Raw genomic sequence first — 17,626 nt, 5'->3', positions numbered from 1 at the left:
TTGCCTGATGACCATAGCGAGTCGGTCCCACCCCTTCCCATCCCGAACAGGACCGTGAAACGACTCTACGCCGATGATAGTGCGGATTCCCGTGTGAAAGTAGGTAATCGTCAGGCTCCCTAAGCCAAGAACCCCCGCCCGTAAAGGCGGGGGTTTTTGCATTTGTGCGACGAAAAGAGCGATGGCCGCGAGGCGGCCGTCGTTGGCGCATCTCTTCTTCCCGTCACGGGCGCAGGTCCCTGCGCGCAGAGCATGTCGGTGCGTGACAGTCGCGGCATCGACTCACTTTTGGATCCCGCAGTTCATCGATTGCCGGCATGTCGCAGCTCAACCGATCTGCGATGCATGTCCTGCAACCACACGCCAGTTGCTCCCCGACCGCCGCCACAGGCGCGTATAGGCGAACATGCCGTTGAATGCGGCGCCGTCGCAACGACCGGCAAGCATCGCCTTCGTCGTGGTGAGAATCATCTCGCCGATCATCTTCGTCCCCATCTCCTGGATATCGAGTGCGTCGAGGCGCAGCAGCTTCGTGCGATGCACGGACAGATCTTCGTGCTTCGCAATGACCTGCCCGGTCGGGACGGTGAAGATCAGATCGTCATCCAGCAACGTGTCGAGCGCGTCGACGTCGTTGGTGAGCATCGCCGCTCGAAGTGCGGCTTCATACGGTTCGATGACTGCACGAACTGCATCCATATCGGGCCCTCGCATCAGTTCGAAGGATCAGGATTCCACGCATGCTCGCCGGGCGTGGCCGCGGCGGCCTTCGTATTCCGCCATCACGGCTACTCGACAGAGACTACTCCGCTTTCGACAGCGCCTGATGCCACCATCATCAGCAAGCAGATACCTATCGACGCGAGGATATTGACCGAGGGATAGAACGCAATCGCGACATTCCACGTGCTCAGCGCGTACTTGAGGACGCACAGCGTCCGGTCGGACCGAGGCCGGCAAGCTCGACCAGCGTGCCAGGCAGATCGACATCGTCGGGTCGCCGGGTCAGCATTCAGAGCGATATCGCCGTTAGCGCCGCGCACACCAAAAACCAGTCGATGCGATCCAGCCGCGTTCGCCGCGAAACAGACTCGCGACGAAAGTCAGCAAGCCAGTAGCCGCGCGGGTAGACGGCATGTCGCACCGACCCCGCAGCGCGCCCGCCCGGCCCCGCAGCGCATCAATGCTCCGGTTGCGCCGCATTGACGTCGCGCCGAAACGCGCCCGGGCTCGTCCCCGTCCATTTCCGGAACGCGCGATGAAACGCGCTGGGTTCGGTGAAGCCGAGTTCGGCCGCGATTTCCGCGACGCTGAGCCTGTGCGCGCGCAGCAGCGACTGGGCCAGTGCGCCACGCAGTTCGTCCTTGATCGACGCGAAGCTCTGTCCCTCGCTGCGCAAGCGTCGCCGCAACGTCGCGGGCGTCGTGCCGAGGCGCACGGCGAGCGTGTCGAAGTCCGGCCACTCGGCGGCCGGCAGTGCCTTCAGGTGCGCGCGCGTTTTTGCCACCCAGCCGGTGTCGTGCCGGTAGCGAACCAGCAAGTTGCCGGGCGCGCCGCGCAGGAAGGTCTTCAGTGCCTGTGCGGAGCGGATCGTCGGCAGCGCGAGATACGCGGCGTTGAAGGCGAGCCGGCTGTCGGGCCGGTCGAAATGGACCGGTACCCCGAAGAATTGGTGGTAATCGCTGCGGTGGTCGGGGCTCGGGCACGCGAAATCGATGCGCTGCAGTGGAATACGCCGGCCGGTCAGCCAGCAGGCGACGCCGAGCAGGATCAGCCAGAACGTCCGGTAAGCGAACGCGGAATAGGGCGCGCCCGCCTGCTTGAGCACGATCTGCGCCTGCCCGTCGGCGACTACGAGCTCGCCGTGCGGCTCGTCGAGCACCACGCGCAGGAACTGCAGCGCACGCCGCAGCGCCTTCTCGAGCGTGCCCGCATCCAGCACGGCATGGCACAGCAGCATGAAGCTGCCACGCCGCATCGGGCGGGCCGCGAGCCCGAAGAATTCGTCGTCGATCGCGCTGGCGATCGCCAGCCACAGCCGGCCATACTGCTGCGGCGTGACGGGCCCGCGCACGGCGGCCGGCAGGCCGGCCGCGTGCAGCACCGGCCCGGCCGGAATCCGTTGCCGGCTCAGGCTCTCGAGCGCATCCTCGACGAAATCGGGCGAGATCATCTGCGGCCCCATTTTTCATGCCCTCCAGACATGGCAAAAGCGATCACGATTCTAGATTCTGTTTGTCATTGATTGCAATGTGACTGCTGTCTACCATCATCGATATACCCTCGGTTCGCCGGCGGTCATAACGAACAGGAGACACGCATGCGTGATGGAGCAACTGCCCGGGAGGTGCCGGCCTACGCCGACGCCGTGGCCGGCTTCCGTATCGAGACCGCCGCCGCATATCTGCACGGCGACCTGGAGCAGGGCCTGAACGCCTGCGTCGAATGCTGCGACCGGCATGCGGCGGCGGACGCGAACGCGATCGCACTCGACTGGATCGACGTCGGCGGCCGGCACCGCAGCTTCACGTTCGCGCAGATGCAGGCGCTGTCGGCGCGCGTCGCGAACCTGCTGGTCGAGCAGGGCGTGAAGCCGGGTGACGTGGTGGCCGGCCTGTTGCCGCGCACGCCTGAACTCGTCGCGACGATCCTCGGCACATGGCGCGCGGGCGCCGTCTACCAGCCGCTTTTCACCGCATTCGGACCGAAGGCGATCGAGCACCGGCTGCGCATGAGCGATGCGCGGCTGATCGTCACCAACATCGCGAATCGCGCGAAGCTCGACGAGATCGTGGATTGCCCGCCGGTCGCCACGGTGCGCGAGCCGGGCGACACGCTGCCGGCCCGCGACATCGATTTCCGTGCGGCGCTCGACGCGCAGTCGGGCACGTTCGAACCAGTGCTGCGCAAGGGCACCGACCTGTTCATGATGATGTCGACGTCGGGCACGACGGGCTTGCCGAAGGGCGTGCCGGTGCCGCTGCGCGCCTTGCTCGCGTTCGGCGCATACATGCGCGACGCGGTGGACCTGCGCGACAGCGACCGCTTCTGGAACATCGCCGATCCGGGTTGGGCATACGGTCTCTACTACGCGATCACGGGCCCGCTGCTGCTCGGCCATGCCACGACGCTGTACGAAGGCAGCTTCACGGTCGACAGCACCTGCGACGTGATCGAACGGCTCGGCATCACGAGCCTCGCCGGTTCGCCGACCGCGTATCGGATGCTGATGGCGGCCGGCACCGAAGTGGCGGCGCGGCTGAAAGGGCAACTGCGGGTCGTCAGCAGCGCGGGCGAACCGCTGAATCCGGAAGTCGTGCGCTGGTTCCACGCGGCGCTCGGCGCGCCGATCCACGACCACTACGGCCAGACCGAACTCGGGATGGTCGTGAACAACCATCACGGGCTCACGCACGTCGTCCATGTCGGTTCTGCAGGGCTCGCGATGCCCGGCTATCGCGTCGCGGTACTCGACGAAGCCGGTCGCGAGCTCGGCCCGGGCGAGCCCGGCAACCTCGCGATCGACATCGCACGCTCGCCGCTACTGTGGTTCTACGGCTACTGGCAGCAGGATACGCCGGCGATCGCGGGCGGCTACTACCGTACCGGCGACAACGTCGAGCTCGAGCCGGACGGCACCGTGAGCTTCATCGGCCGCGCGGACGACGTGATCACGTCGTCCGGCTACCGGATCGGCCCGTTCGACGTGGAAAGCGCGCTGATCGAGCATCCGGCCGTCAGCGAGGCCGCGGTGATCGGCGTGCCGGACCCGGAGCGCACGGAGATCGTGAAGGCGTTCGTCGTGCTGTCGAAAGGTTTTGAAGGCACGCCGGCGCTGGCCGACGAACTGAGCCAGCACGTGAAGCGGCGGCTGTCGGCCCACGCGTATCCGCGCGCGATCGACTTCGTCGACGCGCTGCCGAAAACCCCGAGCGGCAAGATCCAGCGTTTCGTTCTGCGCAAGATGGAAGCCGAGAAAGCTGCTCAATCCTGAAGACTGAATACGGAGTGCGAATGAATATCGAGGATCGCGTTTTTCTGGTTACGGGTGCCGGTTCGGGCCTCGGCGCCGCGGTGGCGCGCATGGTGGTGGCTGAAGGCGGCAAGGCGGTGTTGCTGGACGTCAATGAGGATGCCGGCGCGAGCCTCGCGCACGAACTCGGTGCGGCCGCATGCTTCGTGAAGACCGACGTGACGAGCGAAGCCGACGGGCAAGCGGCCGTTGCCGCCGCGCGCGATGCGTTCGGCCGCATCGACGCGCTCGTGAACTGCGCGGGCGTCGCGCCGGGCGAGAAAGTCGTCGGCCGCGAAGGCCCGCATTCGCTCGAGCGCTTCGCGCGCGCGGTGTCGATCAACCTGGTCGGCACGTTCAACATGATCCGGCTGGCGGCCGAAGTGATGTCGAAGCAGGACGCCGACGCGCAGGGCGAGCGCGGCGTGATCGTCAACACCGCGTCGGTCGCGGCGTTCGACGGACAGATCGGGCAGGCCGCGTATGCGGCATCGAAGAGCGGCGTGGTGGGCATGACGCTGCCGATCGCGCGCGAACTCGCGCGGTTCGGCATTCGCGTGGTGACGATCGCACCGGGCATCTTCGCGACGCCGATGATGACCGGCATGCCGCAGGACGTGCAGGACGCGCTCGGCAAGAGCGTGCCGTTCCCGCCGCGGCTCGGCCGCCCCGACGAATTCGCGGCGCTGGTGCGCCACATTGCCGAGAATACGATGCTGAACGGCGAAGTCATTCGTCTCGATGGTGCGTTGCGCATGGCGCCGCGCTGAAACTGAAACTGGAACTGGAACTGGAGAAACTCGATCATGACGACACAGGATCCGATCGTAATCGTCGGTGCGGCACGCACGCCGATGGGTGGTTTTCAGGGCGACCTCGCCGGGGCCAGCGCGAGCGAGCTCGGCGCGGCGGCAATCCGCGCGGCGCTCGAGCGCGCGCGCGTGCCGGCCGAGCGCATCGATGAAATCGTGTTCGGCTGCGTGCTGCCGGCCGGCCAGGGTCAGGCGCCGGCGCGGCAGGCCGCGCTGAAGGCCGGATTGCCGCTGGCCGCGGGCGCGACCACGGTCAACAAGATGTGCGGCTCCGGGATGAAGGCCGCGATGTTCGCGCACGACCTGCTGCTGGCCGGGTCGGCGGACGTGGCGGTCGCGGGCGGGATGGAGAGCATGACGAATGCGCCGTACCTGCTGCCGAAGGCGCGCGCGGGGATGCGCATGGGTCACGGCCAGGTGCTCGACCACATGTTCCTCGACGGGCTCGAGGACGCATACGACAAGGGCCGGCTGATGGGCACGTTCGCGGAGGATTGTGCGCAGGCCTACCAGTTCACGCGCGAGGCGCAGGATGCGTTCGCGATCGCGTCGCTGACGCGTGCGCAACGTGCGATCGCGGAAGGGCGCTTCACGTCGGAGGTCGCGCCGGTGACCGTGAAGGCCGGCAAGACCGAAGCGGTGGTGTCGATCGACGAGCAACCGGGCAAAGCGAAGCTCGACAAGATTCCGACGCTCAAGCCGGCGTTCCGCGAAGGCGGCACGGTAACGGCGGCCAATTCGTCGTCGATTTCCGACGGCGCGGCCGCGCTCGTGATGATGCGTCGCTCGGAAGCGGAGCGGCTCGGCCTCACGCCGAAGGCCGTGATCGTCGGGCATTCGACCTACGCGAACAAGCCGGGCCTGTTCGCGACGGCACCGATCGGCGCGATTCGTAAGCTATCCGAAAAAACCGGCTGGAACCTGCGCGACGTCGACCTGTTCGAGATCAACGAAGCCTTCGCGGTGGTCGTGATGGCCGCGATGCGCGATCTCGACCTCTCGCACGACAAGGTCAACGTGCACGGCGGCGCATGTGCGCTCGGCCATCCGATCGGCGCATCGGGTGCACGCGTGATGGTGACGCTGCTGGCCGCGCTCGAATCGTATGGCCTGAAGCGCGGCATCGCATCGCTGTGCATCGGCGGCGGCGAGGCGACGGCGATCGCGATCGAGCGCGTCGCGTAACGCGCACGCGTTTACGCATCACGCGCGGGACGGCACGTACGCCGTCTCGCGACGCGGGCGGCGGGCATCGTGTCCGTCGCCCGTTTTGTTTTCCCGGGAATGGGCGATCGCGCTACGCGCTCGCGCCCGGCGACACCGCACCGCACGCGCGGATCACGAGTTGCACGACGTGCTCGGTCTTCTCGGCGAAGGCCTTCTGCGTGAACGCACGCTTGCCGCTCAGCGCGCGGATCTGCGCATCGAAATCCGCATAGTGCTGCGTGGTCGCCCAGATCAGGTACATCAATGCGTGCGCATCGATCGGTGCGAGCAGCCCGCGCGCGATCCAGCCTTCGATCACGTTCACGCGCGTGTCGAACCACGGCTTCACACGTTCCGACAGAATGTCCTGCATGTGCTCGGCGCCGTGGATGATCTCGTTGGCCCACACTTTCGAGCCGAGCGGGCGCCGTCGCGACAGATCCATCTTCGCGCGCACGTAGCTGCCGATCGCCTCGACCGGATCGTCACCGGCCTCGAACGAGCCGGCCGCGCGGTGCCAGTCTTCGAACAGGTCGTCGAGCACGCGGCGGTACAACGCCAGCTTCGTCGGGAAGTAGTAATGCAGGTTCGCCTTCGGCAGGCCTGCCCGTTCGGCGATCATCGCGGTGCTCGCGCCGTCGAGCCCGCGCTCCGCGAACACGGCTTCCGCGCAGGCCAGCAGATGCGCTTCGTTGGACTCGCGAATGTGCGCCTTGCGTCGCCGCAAAGGCGTGCCCGTTTCGTCGTGGCCGCCGGCTGCGGCGGCCGCTTCGTCATGTCTCATCGTTGCCCTCGCGCGGCAGGCGTGCCGCGTTGGGCTTCATTCTAGTCGCAGGTCTGCATCGAACGCACGTGCGCGCATGGATCCGTGCGTGCGCGATGCTGCGATGCGATGGCACGTTTCTCGCTCGAACAGGTCACGCAAGAAAGACGTTGCGCTGGACATTTTGATGGTCTAAAACCTGTCCAATCGGACAGGATTCGACGAGCGGCGGAACGCAGTGCCAGCACCCCGCCGATCGATCGGACGAATCGCACGAACGATGCGCACCTGCACCGCGCAGGTGCGGGTTTGCCCCGACAGCAGTAATGCGTGCACCGGCACCGACCGGGATCACGACATGACGACCCCACAGGAGCGATACGAATGGACACGGTATCGGAAACAGTGAAGCGGGCAGCATTCGACACGTCGATCAAGGTCGACGGCAGACGGCTGTGGGACAGCCTGATGGAGGTGGCGAAGATCGGCGCGACGCCGAAGGGCGGCGTCTGCCGCCTCGCGCTGACCGATCTCGACAAGGCCGGGCGCGACCTGATCGTCAGTTGGGCCAAGGCGGCCGGCTGCACGGTGACGGTCGATACGATGGGTAACGTATTCATGCGTCGCGCAGGGCGCGCGGCCGACGCGGCGCCGGTCGTCACCGGCTCGCACGCGGATTCGCAGCCGACGGGCGGCCGCTTCGACGGCATCTACGGCGTGCTCGGCGGCCTCGAGGTGATTCGCAGTCTGAACGATCACGGCATCGAGACCGAGCATCCGATCGAGGTCGTGATCTGGACCAACGAGGAAGGCTCGCGCTTCGCCCCGGCGATGGTCGCGTCGGGCGTGTTCGCGGGGGTGTTTTCGCTCGAATACGGGCTGTCGCGCAAGGACGTCGACGGCAAGACGATCGGCGACGAGCTGGCGCGCATCGGCTATGCCGGCGACGTGCCGTGCGGCGGCCGCAAGCTGCATGCGGCGTTCGAGCTGCATATTGAGCAGGGGCCGATTCTCGAAGCGGAGTGCAAGACGATCGGCGTGGTGACCGACGCGCAGGGGCAGCGCTGGTACGAGATCACGTTCACCGGCCAGGAAGCGCATGCGGGGCCCACGCCGATGCCGCGCCGCCGCGACGCGCTGCTCGGCGCGTCGCGCGTCGTCGATCTCGTGAACCGGATCGGCCTCGATCACGCGCCGTTCGGTTGCGCGACGGTCGGGATGATGCAGGTTCATCCGAACTCGCGCAACGTGATTCCGGGCCGCGTGTTCTTCACCGTCGATTTCCGTCATCCGGACGACGCCGTGCTCGCGAAGATGGACGCTGCGCTGCGCGACGGCGTCGCGCGCATCGCGGGCGAGATCGGGCTGGAGACCGCGCTCGAGCAGATTTTCTACTACAAGCCCGTCGCGTTCGATCCGGCCTGCGTGGCGGCCGTGCGCGACGCGGCCGACCGCTTCGGCTACTCGCATCGCGACATCGTGTCGGGTGCGGGACACGACGCGTGCTATCTGGCGCAGGTCGCGCCGACGTCGATGGTGTTCGTGCCCTGCGTCGACGGCATCAGCCACAACGAGATCGAGGACGCGACGCCTGCATGGATCGAGGCAGGCGCGAACGTGCTGCTGCACGCGATGCTCTCGCGTGCGTGCGAGCCGGCTTCATGACGGATCGAATATAGCGCGGCCGGCAGGCTGCTCATCGCCTGACCGTAGCACTCCAAAACATAGCCGACCCGACTGTGCATTCACAGCCGGCGCGGACGGCTTTGTCTCCACTCAGTCGAAGGAACGCGTATGACCACCAAGCCAACCGGCGATATCGCCGCGCATCGCCTGACGTCCACGCAACTCTCGTGCGAATTCGCCGATATCGCGCCGCTGCTCGATCCGACTGCCGCCGCGGCGGCCGCCAGCCGCTGCCACTACTGCTACGACGCGCCGTGCGTGCAGGCTTGCCCGACGCAGATCGATATCCCGAGCTTCATCCGCAAGATCGGCAACGGCAACCTGAAGGGCGCGGCGACCGACATCCTGTCCGCGAATCCGCTCGGCGGGATGTGTGCACGCGTGTGCCCGACCGAGATCCTGTGCGAAGGCGCGTGCGTGCGCAATCACCAGGACGCGCAGCCGGTTGCGATCGGCGCGCTGCAGCGGCACGCGACCGACTGGGCGATGGCGACCGGTGCGGTGCGCTTCACGCGTGCGCCCGATACGGGGCGGCATGTCGCGGTGGTCGGCGCGGGGCCGGCCGGGCTCGCCTGCGCGCACCGGCTCGCGCTTGCCGGGCATCGCGTCACGCTGTTCGACGCGCGGCCGAAGGCGGGCGGCTTGAACGAATACGGAATCGCCGCGTACAAGACCGTCGACGATTTCGCGCAGCGCGAAGTCGAGTGGCTGCTGTCGGTCGGCGGTATCGCGCTGGAGACGGGCGTCGCGCTCGGCCGCGACATGACGCTCGACGCATTGCGCGAGCAGCATGACGCGGTGTTTCTCGCGATGGGGCTGGGCGGCGTGCGCACGCTCGCGATCGACGGCGAGCAGTTGACCGGCGTGATGAACGCGGTCGACTTCATCGAGCAGGTGCGACAGGCCGACGGGCTGGAGAACGTGCCGGTCGGGCGGCGCGTGGTCGTGATCGGCGGCGGCAACACGGCGATCGACGCGTCCGTGCAGAGCCGCAAGCTCGGCGCCGAGCGCGTGACGATGGTGTACCGGCGCGGCGTGGACGCGATGAGCGCGACGTGGGCCGAACGCGAGTTCGCGCAAAAGAGCGGCGTCACGCTCGTCACGCACGCGAAGCCGGTGCGGATCGCGGGCGCGGACGGGCACGTGACGGGCGTCGAATTCGAGGCTGCGTCGGGCGAACGCTTCACCGTCGACGCGGACATGGTGCTGAAGGCAATTGGCCAGACGCTGGTGCCGGACGGTATAGCGGCCGCATTGCTGACGGCGGACGGGACGCGCATCGCGGTCGATGCGGACGGACGCACCGCGTTGCCCGACGTGTGGGCCGGCGGCGATTGCGCGGCGACGGGCGGTATCGACCTGACGGTGCAGGCCGTGCAGGACGGCAAGCGCGCCGCGGCCGCGATCGACGCGGCGCTCGCGCAGCGCGACGCCAAGGCCGCGTGAGCGCGGCCTACGCAACGGCATCGCGCACGCCGCGCGGATCACGATAAACGCCCCATTTTCACGGAGCCGAACATGGCCGACCTTCGCTGCACCATCGCAGGCATCACTTCGCCGAATCCCTTCTGGCTCGCCTCCGCGCCGCCGACCGACAAGGCGTACAACGTCAACCGCGCATTCGAGGCGGGCTGGGGCGGCGTCGTCTGGAAGACGCTGGGGCTCGATCCGCACGTCGTCAACGTCAGCTCGCGCTACGGCGCGGTGCAGTGGAACGGCCAGCGGATCGCCGGGCTGAACAACATCGAGCTGATCACCGACCGCCCGCTTGACGTGAACCTGAGAGAGATCGCGCAGGTGAAGCGCGACTGGCCCGACCGCGCGCTGATCGTGTCGCTGATGGTGCCGTGCAACGAGCGCGACTGGAAATGGATCCTGCCGCTCGTCGAGGATACGGGCGCCGACGCGGTCGAGCTGAACTTCGGCTGCCCGCACGGGATGAGCGAGCGCGGGATGGGCGCGGCCGTCGGGCAGGTGCCGGAATACGTCGAGATGGTCACGCGCTGGGTCAAGGAAGGCACGAAGCTGCCGTGCCTCGTGAAGCTCACGCCGAACATCAGCGACATCCGGATGGGCTCGCGCGCCGCCTACAAGGGCGGCGCGGACGGCGTGTCGCTGATCAACACGATCAACTCGATCGTCGCGGTGGACCTCGACCAGATGGCGCCGATGCCGACCGTCGACGGCAAGGGCACGCACGGCGGCTATTGCGGCCCCGCGGTCAAGCCGATCGCGCTGAACATGGTTGCGGAGATCGCGCGCGACCCGGAAACGCCCAACCTGCCGATTTCCGGCATCGGCGGGATTTCGTCGTGGCGCGACGCGGCCGAATTCATGGTGCTCGGCGCCGGCAGCGTGCAGGTGTGCACCGCCGCGATGCACTACGGCTTCCGGATCGTGACGGATCTCGCCGACGGGCTGTCGAACTGGATGGACGAGAAGGGCTACGCGACGCTCGACGACATCCGCGGCCGCGCGGTGCCGAACGTCACCGACTGGAAATACCTGAACCTGAAATACGACATCAAGGCGCGCATCGACCAGGACCGCTGCATCCAGTGCGGGCTGTGCCATATCGCGTGCGAGGACACGTCGCACCAGGCGATCACCGCCGAGAAGGACGGCGTGCGGCATTTCGAAGTGGTGGACGCGGAGTGCGTCGGGTGCAATCTTTGCATGCATGTGTGTCCGGTCGAGCAATGCATCACGATGGAGCGGGTCGACGCGGGCGACTATGCGAACTGGACCACGCATCCGAACAATCCGGCGCGTGCCGACGCGGGTGCCGGCCCGGTGGAACCCGCGAAGCACGCGAAGGCGGCCTGACCGGCGGCCGGCGGCGCGGTACGGGTCGCGCCGCTGCTTTTGTCCTGTTTCGCCGGCATCGCGCGATGCCGGCGCTGACGTTTACGTGGAGCGCTTTCGATGAAACCAGCAGCGATTCCCGCCGATGCCGACAGCGCCGCGGCGCCGGCCGGCAGCCTGTACAACGACGACCTCGCGCCGACGACGGCGGCGCAGCGCACGTGGCGGTGGTACCACTTCGCGGCGCTGTGGGTCGGGATGGTGATGAACATCGCGTCGTACATGCTCGCGGCCGGGCTGATCCAGGAAGGCATGTCGCCGTGGCAGGCGGTGCTGACCGTGTTGCTCGGCAACCTGATCGTGCTCGTGCCGATGCTGCTGGTCGGCCATGCGGGCGCGAAGCACGGGATTCCATACGCGGTGCTCGTGCGTGCGTCGTTCGGCACGCAGGGCGCGAAGCTGCCGGCGCTATTGCGCGCGATCGTCGCATGCGGCTGGTACGGCATCCAGACCTGGCTCGGCGGCAGTGCAATCTACACGCTGCTGAACATCCTGACCGGCAACGCGCTGCACGGCGCGGCGCTGCCGGTCGTCGGCATCTCGTTCGGGCAGCTCGCGTGCTTCCTGGTGTTCTGGGCGCTGCAGCTGTACTTCATCCTGCACGGCACCGATTCGATCCGCTGGCTCGAGAGCTGGTCGGCGCCGATCAAGGTCGTGATGTGTGTCGCGCTCGTGTGGTGGGCGACGTCGCAGGCGGGTGGCTTCGGCTCGATGCTGTCGGCGCCGTCGCAGTTCGTCGCGGGCGGCAAGAAGGCCGGACTCTTCTGGGCGACGTTCTGGCCGGGCCTGACCGCGATGGTGGGCTTCTGGGCGACGCTCGCGCTGAACATTCCCGACTTCACGCGCTTCGCGCATTCGCAGCGCGACCAGATGATCGGTCAGTCGATCGGGCTGCCGCTGCCGATGGCGCTGCTGTCGGTGGTGTCGGTCGTCGTGACGTCGGCGACCGTCGTGATCTACGGCAACGCGATCTGGGATCCGATCGACCTGACGAGCCGGATGACCGGCATCGGTGTCGGCATCGCGCTCGTGATCCTCACGCTCGACACGATGTGCTGCAACCTCGCGGCGAACCTCGTCGGCCCCGCTTACGATTTCTCGAGCCTGTGGCCGAAGGCGATCTCGTATCGCACCGGCGGGATGATCACCGCGACGATCGCGATCGTGATGATGCCGTGGAAGATCCTCGCGACAACCGACGGCTATATCTTCACCTGGCTCGTCGGCTATTCGGCGCTGCTCGGCCCGGTCGCGGGCATCCTGATGGTCGACTACTTCCTGATTCGCGGCACACGGCTCGATACGCACGCGCTGTTCGACGAGCGCGGCGACTTCAGCTATGCGCGCGGCTGGAACCCGGCCGCACTGGCCGCGCTCGCGATCGGCGTGCTGCCGAACCTGCCCGGCTTCCTGCATACCGCATTCCCGGCGTCGTTCCCGAACGTGCCGGCCTTCTTCAACACGCTTTACACGTACGCGTGGTTCGTCGGCCTCGTGCTGGCGTCCGGCGTGTACGGCACCTGGATGAAGTGGCGCGCCGCCCAGCGCGCGCAGATCGCGAGTGCGTGATGCGCGTAGGCATGCGGCACCCGACAATCAACGAGGAGGCAACGACATGGCAATCCTGATTCGCGGCGGCACCGTGGTCGATGCGGACCGCACCTATCGCGCGGACGTACTGTGTGCCGACCCGCAGGACGGCGGCACGATCCTGCAGATCGCCGAGACGATCGACGCGCCGGCCGGCGCGACGGTGGTCGACGCGCACGACCAGTACGTGATGCCGGGCGGCATCGATCCGCATACGCACATGGAACTGCCGTTCATGGGCACGACGGCGAGCGACGACTTTTATTCAGGGACGGCCGCGGGGCTGTCGGGCGGCACGACGAGCATCATCGACTTCGTGATCCCGAGCCCGAAGCAGCCGCTGATGGACGCGTTCCGCGAATGGCGCGGCTGGGCGGAGAAGGCGGCGGCCGACTACGGTTTTCATGTGGCCGTCACGTGGTGGGACGAATCGGTGCACCGCGACATGGGCACGCTCGTGCGCGAGCACGGCGTGTCGAGCTTCAAGCACTTCATGGCGTACAAGAACGCGATCATGGCCGACGACGAGGTGCTCGTGAACAGCTTCTCGCGTTCGCTCGAACTCGGCGCGCTGCCGACCGTGCACGCGGAGAACGGCGAACTCGTGTTCCGGCTGCAGCAGGCGCTGCTCGCGCGCGGGATGACCGGGCCGGAGGCGCATCCGCTGTCGCGTCCGCCCGAGGTCGAGGGCGAAGCCGCGAACCGTGCGATTCGCATTGCCCAGGTGCTCGGCGTGCCCGTGTATATCGTGCACGTGTCGTCGAAGGACGCAGTCGATGCGATCACGCGCGCGCGCAGCGAAGGGCTGCGCGTGTTCGGCGAAGTGCTGCCGGGCCACCTGGTGATCGACGAGGCCGTTTATCGCGACCCGGACTGGACGCGTGCGGCCGCGCATGTGATGAGCCCGCCGTTCCGCTCGGCCGAGCATCGCGAGGCGCTGTGGCGCGGGCTGCAGGCCGGCCAGCTGCATACGACGGCGACCGACCACTGCGTGTTCTGCGCGTCGCAGAAGGCGATGGGCCGCGAGGACTTCACGAAGATTCCGAACGGCTGCGGCGGCGTCGAGGACCGCATGTCGGTGCTGTGGCATCACGGCGTGAATCACGGCCGCATCACGCCGAACGAGTTCGTGCGGATCACGTCGACGAACGCCGCGCAGATCTTCAACCTATATCCGCGCAAGGGGGCGGTGCAGGTCGGCGCCGATGCCGACCTCGTCGTGTGGGATCCGGCCGCGACGAAGACGATCTCGGTGAAGACCCATCACCAGCAGGTCGACTTCAACGTGTTCGAAGGGATGACGGTACAGGGCGTCGCGACGCACACGCTCACGCGCGGCGCGCTCGCATGGGCCGACGGCGAGCTGCGTGCGGTGCGCGGCGCGGGCCGCTACCTGCAGCGGCCGCCTGCCGCCGGCTACTACGAGGCCGCCCGCATCGCGAACCGGCTGCGCGAGCCGCATCCGGTCGAGCGCGCCGGCTGAGCGAGGGCGAAGCGCGCGAACCGGACGAAGGCGCGCGCGCTCGCCGCGGCGGTCAGCGCGCGTCGCCCGCGTTCGCTTCGCGGATCGGGATCACGGTGCGCGCGCCGCACTGGCGCAGCAGGTCGCGCAGTTCGTTGATGACCGGGAACACCTCGTGGTTCCAGTCGGCGCCCTGCCGGTCGTGCGCTTCCTGCTCGCGCTCGACGATCCAGCGATCCTCGCGGAAGATCCGCTCGGTGAACCAGACGAGCAGCGGCCACGCGAGATCGAGCGCGAACGGGATGCCCGGCTTGTGGATGGACAGCACGCCGAACGTGCGGTTGGTGCGCTGCTCCGCGTCGAGCGGCACGTAGACGATCCACAGGTCCATCACGAGCGTGCCCTCGCTCGAGCGGATCTGCAGCGTCTGGTACGGGTAGAGGGTGCGCACCGTCATCACGCTCTTGTCGGACTGGTCGGCCGGCTTCTTGCTGGCGCCGAACACGAGCGCCTCGCCGACCGGCTGCTTGCCTTCCATCCGCGCGAACGTGTAGTCGACCTCGACCCAGTCGTCGCCGCGCCGGCGGCCGAGGCTGCGCGCGCGCATCTGTCCCATCTGCTTGCGATGCAGGAACTGATGGTTCATGTCCATCAGGTTCTCGTGCATGAACGAGTAGTGGCACTTGACCTCGCGGCCGAAGCGGCGTGTCTTGAATGCACGGTCGTCCGCCGATTCGAGCGCGGGGAACGGGCGTTCGTCGGCGAGCGTCGCGTCGCCGGGGAACACGAAGATCAGCCCGTGCGCCTCGCGGCACGGATACGCGCGCACGCCGTTGGGCAAACGCTCGCGGCCGAGGTAAGGCACGTCGACGCAGCGGCCGCTGTCGCACGCGTAGGTCCAGCCGTGGTAGCAGCAGCGCAGCGTTTCGCCGGACACGACGCCCGCATGCAGCGGCACCTGGCGGTGTGCGCAACGATCTTCGAGCGCATACACGGCGCCGGATTCGGTGCGCACGAGCACGATCGGATCGCCGGCGAAGCGCACGCCGAGCGTCTTGCCGCGCTTGAGCTCGCGCGACCACGCGAGCGGATACCAGTGGTCGGGATGAATGGGCACGCGGCGCAGGTCGCGCACGACCGCGCCGGTGGACGGTTCTTCAAGGGTGCTGCTGTCAGACAAAGGCACTGCGCGCATGCGTGACGCCTCCTGGCAAGCTGGTGAGTTCCGGGCGCCGCGTGATGCGGCGGGGACTGATCTGGAGAAGTCTACGCGAAGTTGGCCCGTGCAGCTGACCTGATCGGGGTTTGCCCCGTCGGCGCGGCATGCGTTTCGTTGATGCAGCTCAAACACGGCCGGCGGCGCGGGCCGGCCGCGTCATGCCGCGGGCCGGGCCGCCGCGCCGCCGGCGAACTGTCACAGATGGGCGTCCCGCCACAGCACCGCGTCGGGACGATACAGCGTCGGGAAGCGCTGCTTCAGCCCGGCAACCTTCGGCATGTCGTTGTATGCGATGTACGGCGCGTCAGGATGCAGCTCGAGGTAGTTCTGGTGATACGCCTCGGCCGGATAGAAGCCCTTGTACGGCTCGACGCGCGTGACGACGGGCGACGGGAACGTGTGCGCGGTGCCGAGCTGCGCGATGTACGCGGTCGCGACGGCCCGCTGCTGCGCGGTGGTCGGGAAGATCGCGGACCGGTATTGCGAACCTTCGTCGGGGCCCTGGCGGTTCAGTTCGGTCGGATCGTGCGCGACCGAGAAGAACACCTGCAGCAGCCGGCCGTACGTGACCTGCGTCGGGTCGTAGACGATGCGCACCGATTCCGCATGGCCGGTCAGCCCGGTGCCGACCAGCGCGTAATGCGCGGTTTCGGATGCGCCGCCCGCATAGCCGGCCGTGACCTGCTTCACGCCCTTCACGTGCTCGAACACGCCCTGCACGCCCCAGAAGCAGCCGCCGGCGATCACGGCGGTTTCCTCGTGCGATGTGCCCGGGGTTTCGTCGAGCGTCGGCGCGGGCACCGTGCGCATCGGTTCCGCGGAACTGACGACGCGCTGGTAGCCGAACACGGCGGCGGCCGCGAGGGCGATCGCGCCGATGCGGCGCAGCATGGCCGCCCGCCGCCGCGGTGCGGAATCGCGAGTGGATGTCGGGATCATGAGTTGCTCCTTCGAAAACGAGGGACGAAATAAGGTGGTCCGGGCCGCGGCACTCAACCAAACGTGAACGCATACGCATCGACGCCCGGATCGAGAAACTCGATCGAAAACGTGCGATCGGCAATCGTGCCCGGCTGCCGCACCAGCTGGTACAGGCGTTGGCCGGTGACGGTGCCGTAGCCCTGCGCGTCGGCGTCGGCGCCGTGTGCCGCGCCGGGCGCCGCGCCGTCGAGCGTCACGCGAAAGCGCACCGGCTTGCCGTTCGCCCCCGGGCCGAGCACGAGGTGCAGGTCGCGCGCATGGAAGCGATAGACGATCCGGCCGGCCGGCGCGGCGAGCGTCGCGCGCTCGGCGCCGACCTGCCACGTGCCGGCGAGGCCCCAGTCGTTCAGGTCGGGGTGAGCGGGCGCGTCGTAGCGGTGTGACGCGTCGCGCACGACGCCGCCCGGCGACGTGAAGTCCTCCGCACGCGCATAGCCGACATAGGTTTCGGGCGAGCGGACGTCCGCGCTGTCGGCCGCCGCGAGCGCGCCTTTCGCGGGCGCGCCGGTGAGCCCGAGCGGCACATTCAGCGCTTCCGGGTGGCCGGCTTCGGCGAGCAGCGACTGGATCGCGCGTTCCGACTGCGCGTATTCGCCTTCGCCGAAGTGGTGATGGCGGATCCGTCCCTGTGCGTCGACGAAGTAGTGCGCGGGCCAGTATTCGTTGCCGAACGCGCGCCAGATCGCATAGCCGTTGTCGATCGCGACCGGGTAGTCGATGCCGAGGTCACGCACGGCCTTCTTCACGTTGCCGATGTCGCGCTCGAACGCGAACTCCGGTGCGTGCACACCGATCACGACGAGCCCGTACGGCGCGTACTTGTGCGCCCAAGCGGTCGTGTACGGCAGCGTGCGCAGGCAGTTGATGCACGAATACGTCCAGAAATCGACGAGCACGACCTTGCCGCGCAGGCCGGCCGCGGTCAGCGGCGGCGAATTCAGCCACTGCACGGCGCCCGGCTCCCGCGCCACGTCGAAGGCCCCGCCGATCCGCGTGTGCGTCGGCGATTCCGACACGCAACTGAACCTGA

At 67.8% G+C, this 17,626-nt stretch carries 14 protein-coding genes, 1 rRNA gene and 1 pseudogene; 9 read left to right on the top strand and 7 right to left on the bottom strand.

The window, feature by feature from the left end:
- Nucleotides 1-3 precede the first annotated feature (3 nt).
- A 5S ribosomal RNA gene (gene rrf, locus F3J14_RS26595) occupies nt 4-116 on the top strand.
- Nucleotides 117-327: 211 nt separating this feature from the next.
- Here rrf and F3J14_RS26590 read toward each other — a convergent pair.
- The 3 genes and pseudogenes from F3J14_RS26590 to F3J14_RS26585 all read right to left on the bottom strand — a co-directional run bounded on the left by F3J14_RS26590 (nt 328) and on the right by F3J14_RS26585 (nt 2,185).
- A complete protein-coding gene (locus tag F3J14_RS26590) occupies nt 328-699 on the bottom strand; it encodes a nuclear transport factor 2 family protein (RefSeq protein ID WP_166725500.1) in 372 nt (123 codons plus the stop codon).
- Between the two features lie 89 nt (nt 700-788).
- Nucleotides 789-1,107 (bottom strand): annotated as a pseudogene (locus F3J14_RS35825) (hypothetical protein); the annotation flags it as partial.
- 73 nt (nt 1,108-1,180) lie between these two features.
- The gene (locus F3J14_RS26585) at nt 1,181-2,185 is read right to left on the bottom strand and encodes an AraC family transcriptional regulator (protein ID WP_166725499.1); all 1,005 of its coding nucleotides are present in this window, start codon (nt 2,183-2,185) and stop codon (nt 1,181-1,183) included.
- Nucleotides 2,186-2,320: 135 nt separating this feature from the next.
- Between F3J14_RS26585 and F3J14_RS26580 the strand changes: the two genes are divergently transcribed.
- From F3J14_RS26580 to F3J14_RS26570, 3 genes are read left to right on the top strand one after another with little or no spacing between them, the layout of a single operon-like run.
- Entirely contained in the window at nt 2,321-3,994 is a 1,674-nt protein-coding gene (locus tag F3J14_RS26580) for an acyl-CoA synthetase (protein ID WP_166725498.1), read from the top strand.
- A gap of 20 nt (nt 3,995-4,014) precedes the next feature.
- A complete protein-coding gene (locus tag F3J14_RS26575) occupies nt 4,015-4,782 on the top strand; it encodes a 3-hydroxyacyl-CoA dehydrogenase (protein WP_166725497.1) in 768 nt (255 codons plus the stop codon).
- A gap of 36 nt (nt 4,783-4,818) precedes the next feature.
- Complete coding sequence (locus F3J14_RS26570; protein ID WP_126224018.1) at nt 4,819-6,009, top strand: acetyl-CoA C-acetyltransferase; 1,191 nt, start codon at nt 4,819-4,821, stop codon at nt 6,007-6,009.
- A gap of 112 nt (nt 6,010-6,121) precedes the next feature.
- Here F3J14_RS26570 and F3J14_RS26565 read toward each other — a convergent pair whose 3' ends face one another.
- The gene (locus F3J14_RS26565) at nt 6,122-6,814 is read right to left on the bottom strand and encodes a TetR/AcrR family transcriptional regulator (RefSeq protein WP_012372092.1); all 693 of its coding nucleotides are present in this window, start codon (nt 6,812-6,814) and stop codon (nt 6,122-6,124) included.
- A 363-nt stretch (nt 6,815-7,177) separates the two neighbouring features.
- Here F3J14_RS26565 and F3J14_RS26560 point away from each other — a divergent pair, with 363 nt between their 5' ends.
- The 5 genes from F3J14_RS26560 to hydA all read left to right on the top strand — a co-directional run bounded on the left by F3J14_RS26560 (nt 7,178) and on the right by hydA (nt 14,417).
- Nucleotides 7,178-8,458, top strand: coding sequence for a Zn-dependent hydrolase (locus tag F3J14_RS26560; RefSeq protein WP_166725496.1), 1,281 nt, complete (start codon nt 7,178-7,180; stop codon nt 8,456-8,458).
- A 129-nt stretch (nt 8,459-8,587) separates the two neighbouring features.
- On the top strand, nt 8,588-9,925 hold the full coding sequence (locus F3J14_RS26555) for an NAD(P)-dependent oxidoreductase (RefSeq protein ID WP_166725495.1): 1,338 nt from the start codon (nt 8,588-8,590) through the stop codon (nt 9,923-9,925).
- A gap of 72 nt (nt 9,926-9,997) precedes the next feature.
- Nucleotides 9,998-11,305, top strand: coding sequence for an NAD-dependent dihydropyrimidine dehydrogenase subunit PreA (preA, locus tag F3J14_RS26550; protein WP_105787772.1), 1,308 nt, complete (start codon nt 9,998-10,000; stop codon nt 11,303-11,305).
- A gap of 99 nt (nt 11,306-11,404) precedes the next feature.
- The gene (locus F3J14_RS26545) at nt 11,405-12,913 is read left to right on the top strand and encodes an NCS1 family nucleobase:cation symporter-1 (protein WP_105830975.1); all 1,509 of its coding nucleotides are present in this window, start codon (nt 11,405-11,407) and stop codon (nt 12,911-12,913) included.
- A 46-nt stretch (nt 12,914-12,959) separates the two neighbouring features.
- Nucleotides 12,960-14,417 (top strand): dihydropyrimidinase, encoded by a 1,458-nt coding sequence (hydA, locus tag F3J14_RS26540; protein WP_166725494.1) that lies wholly within the window; start codon nt 12,960-12,962, stop codon nt 14,415-14,417.
- 52 nt (nt 14,418-14,469) lie between these two features.
- Here hydA and F3J14_RS26535 read toward each other — a convergent pair whose 3' ends face one another.
- The 3 genes from F3J14_RS26535 to F3J14_RS26525 form a co-directional block, all read right to left on the bottom strand.
- Entirely contained in the window at nt 14,470-15,591 is a 1,122-nt protein-coding gene (locus F3J14_RS26535; protein WP_166725493.1) for an aromatic ring-hydroxylating dioxygenase subunit alpha, read from the bottom strand.
- 219 nt (nt 15,592-15,810) lie between these two features.
- On the bottom strand, nt 15,811-16,554 hold the full coding sequence (gene msrA, locus F3J14_RS26530; protein WP_166725492.1) for a peptide-methionine (S)-S-oxide reductase MsrA: 744 nt from the start codon (nt 16,552-16,554) through the stop codon (nt 15,811-15,813).
- Between the two features lie 53 nt (nt 16,555-16,607).
- A partial coding sequence (locus tag F3J14_RS26525; protein WP_247682290.1) for a thioredoxin family protein occupies nt 16,608-17,626 on the bottom strand: 1,019 nt, incomplete at its 5' end.

The sequence above is a fragment of the Burkholderia sp. Tr-862 genome (assembly GCF_011753085.1).
Lineage (GTDB): Bacteria > Pseudomonadota > Gammaproteobacteria > Burkholderiales > Burkholderiaceae > Burkholderia > Burkholderia ambifaria.
This window is presented reverse-complemented; position numbering and strand designations above follow the sequence as displayed.

Coding starts and splice junctions, on each gene's coding strand:
- F3J14_RS26545 (WP_105830975.1), top strand. CDS start 11,405: ATGAAACCAGCAGCGATTCCCGCCGATGCCGACAGCGCCGCGGCGCCG.
- preA (WP_105787772.1), top strand. CDS start 9,998: ATGGCCGACCTTCGCTGCACCATCGCAGGCATCACTTCGCCGAATCCC.
- F3J14_RS26570 (WP_126224018.1), top strand. CDS start 4,819: ATGACGACACAGGATCCGATCGTAATCGTCGGTGCGGCACGCACGCCG.
- F3J14_RS26535 (WP_166725493.1), bottom strand. CDS start 15,591: ATGCGCGCAGTGCCTTTGTCTGACAGCAGCACCCTTGAAGAACCGTCC.
- hydA (WP_166725494.1), top strand. CDS start 12,960: ATGGCAATCCTGATTCGCGGCGGCACCGTGGTCGATGCGGACCGCACC.
- F3J14_RS26560 (WP_166725496.1), top strand. CDS start 7,178: ATGGACACGGTATCGGAAACAGTGAAGCGGGCAGCATTCGACACGTCG.
- F3J14_RS26590 (WP_166725500.1), bottom strand. CDS start 699: ATGGATGCAGTTCGTGCAGTCATCGAACCGTATGAAGCCGCACTTCGA.
- F3J14_RS26580 (WP_166725498.1), top strand. CDS start 2,321: ATGCGTGATGGAGCAACTGCCCGGGAGGTGCCGGCCTACGCCGACGCC.
- F3J14_RS26555 (WP_166725495.1), top strand. CDS start 8,588: ATGACCACCAAGCCAACCGGCGATATCGCCGCGCATCGCCTGACGTCC.
- F3J14_RS26585 (WP_166725499.1), bottom strand. CDS start 2,185: ATGGGGCCGCAGATGATCTCGCCCGATTTCGTCGAGGATGCGCTCGAG.
- msrA (WP_166725492.1), bottom strand. CDS start 16,554: ATGATCCCGACATCCACTCGCGATTCCGCACCGCGGCGGCGGGCGGCC.
- F3J14_RS26565 (WP_012372092.1), bottom strand. CDS start 6,814: ATGAGACATGACGAAGCGGCCGCCGCAGCCGGCGGCCACGACGAAACG.
- F3J14_RS26575 (WP_166725497.1), top strand. CDS start 4,015: ATGAATATCGAGGATCGCGTTTTTCTGGTTACGGGTGCCGGTTCGGGC.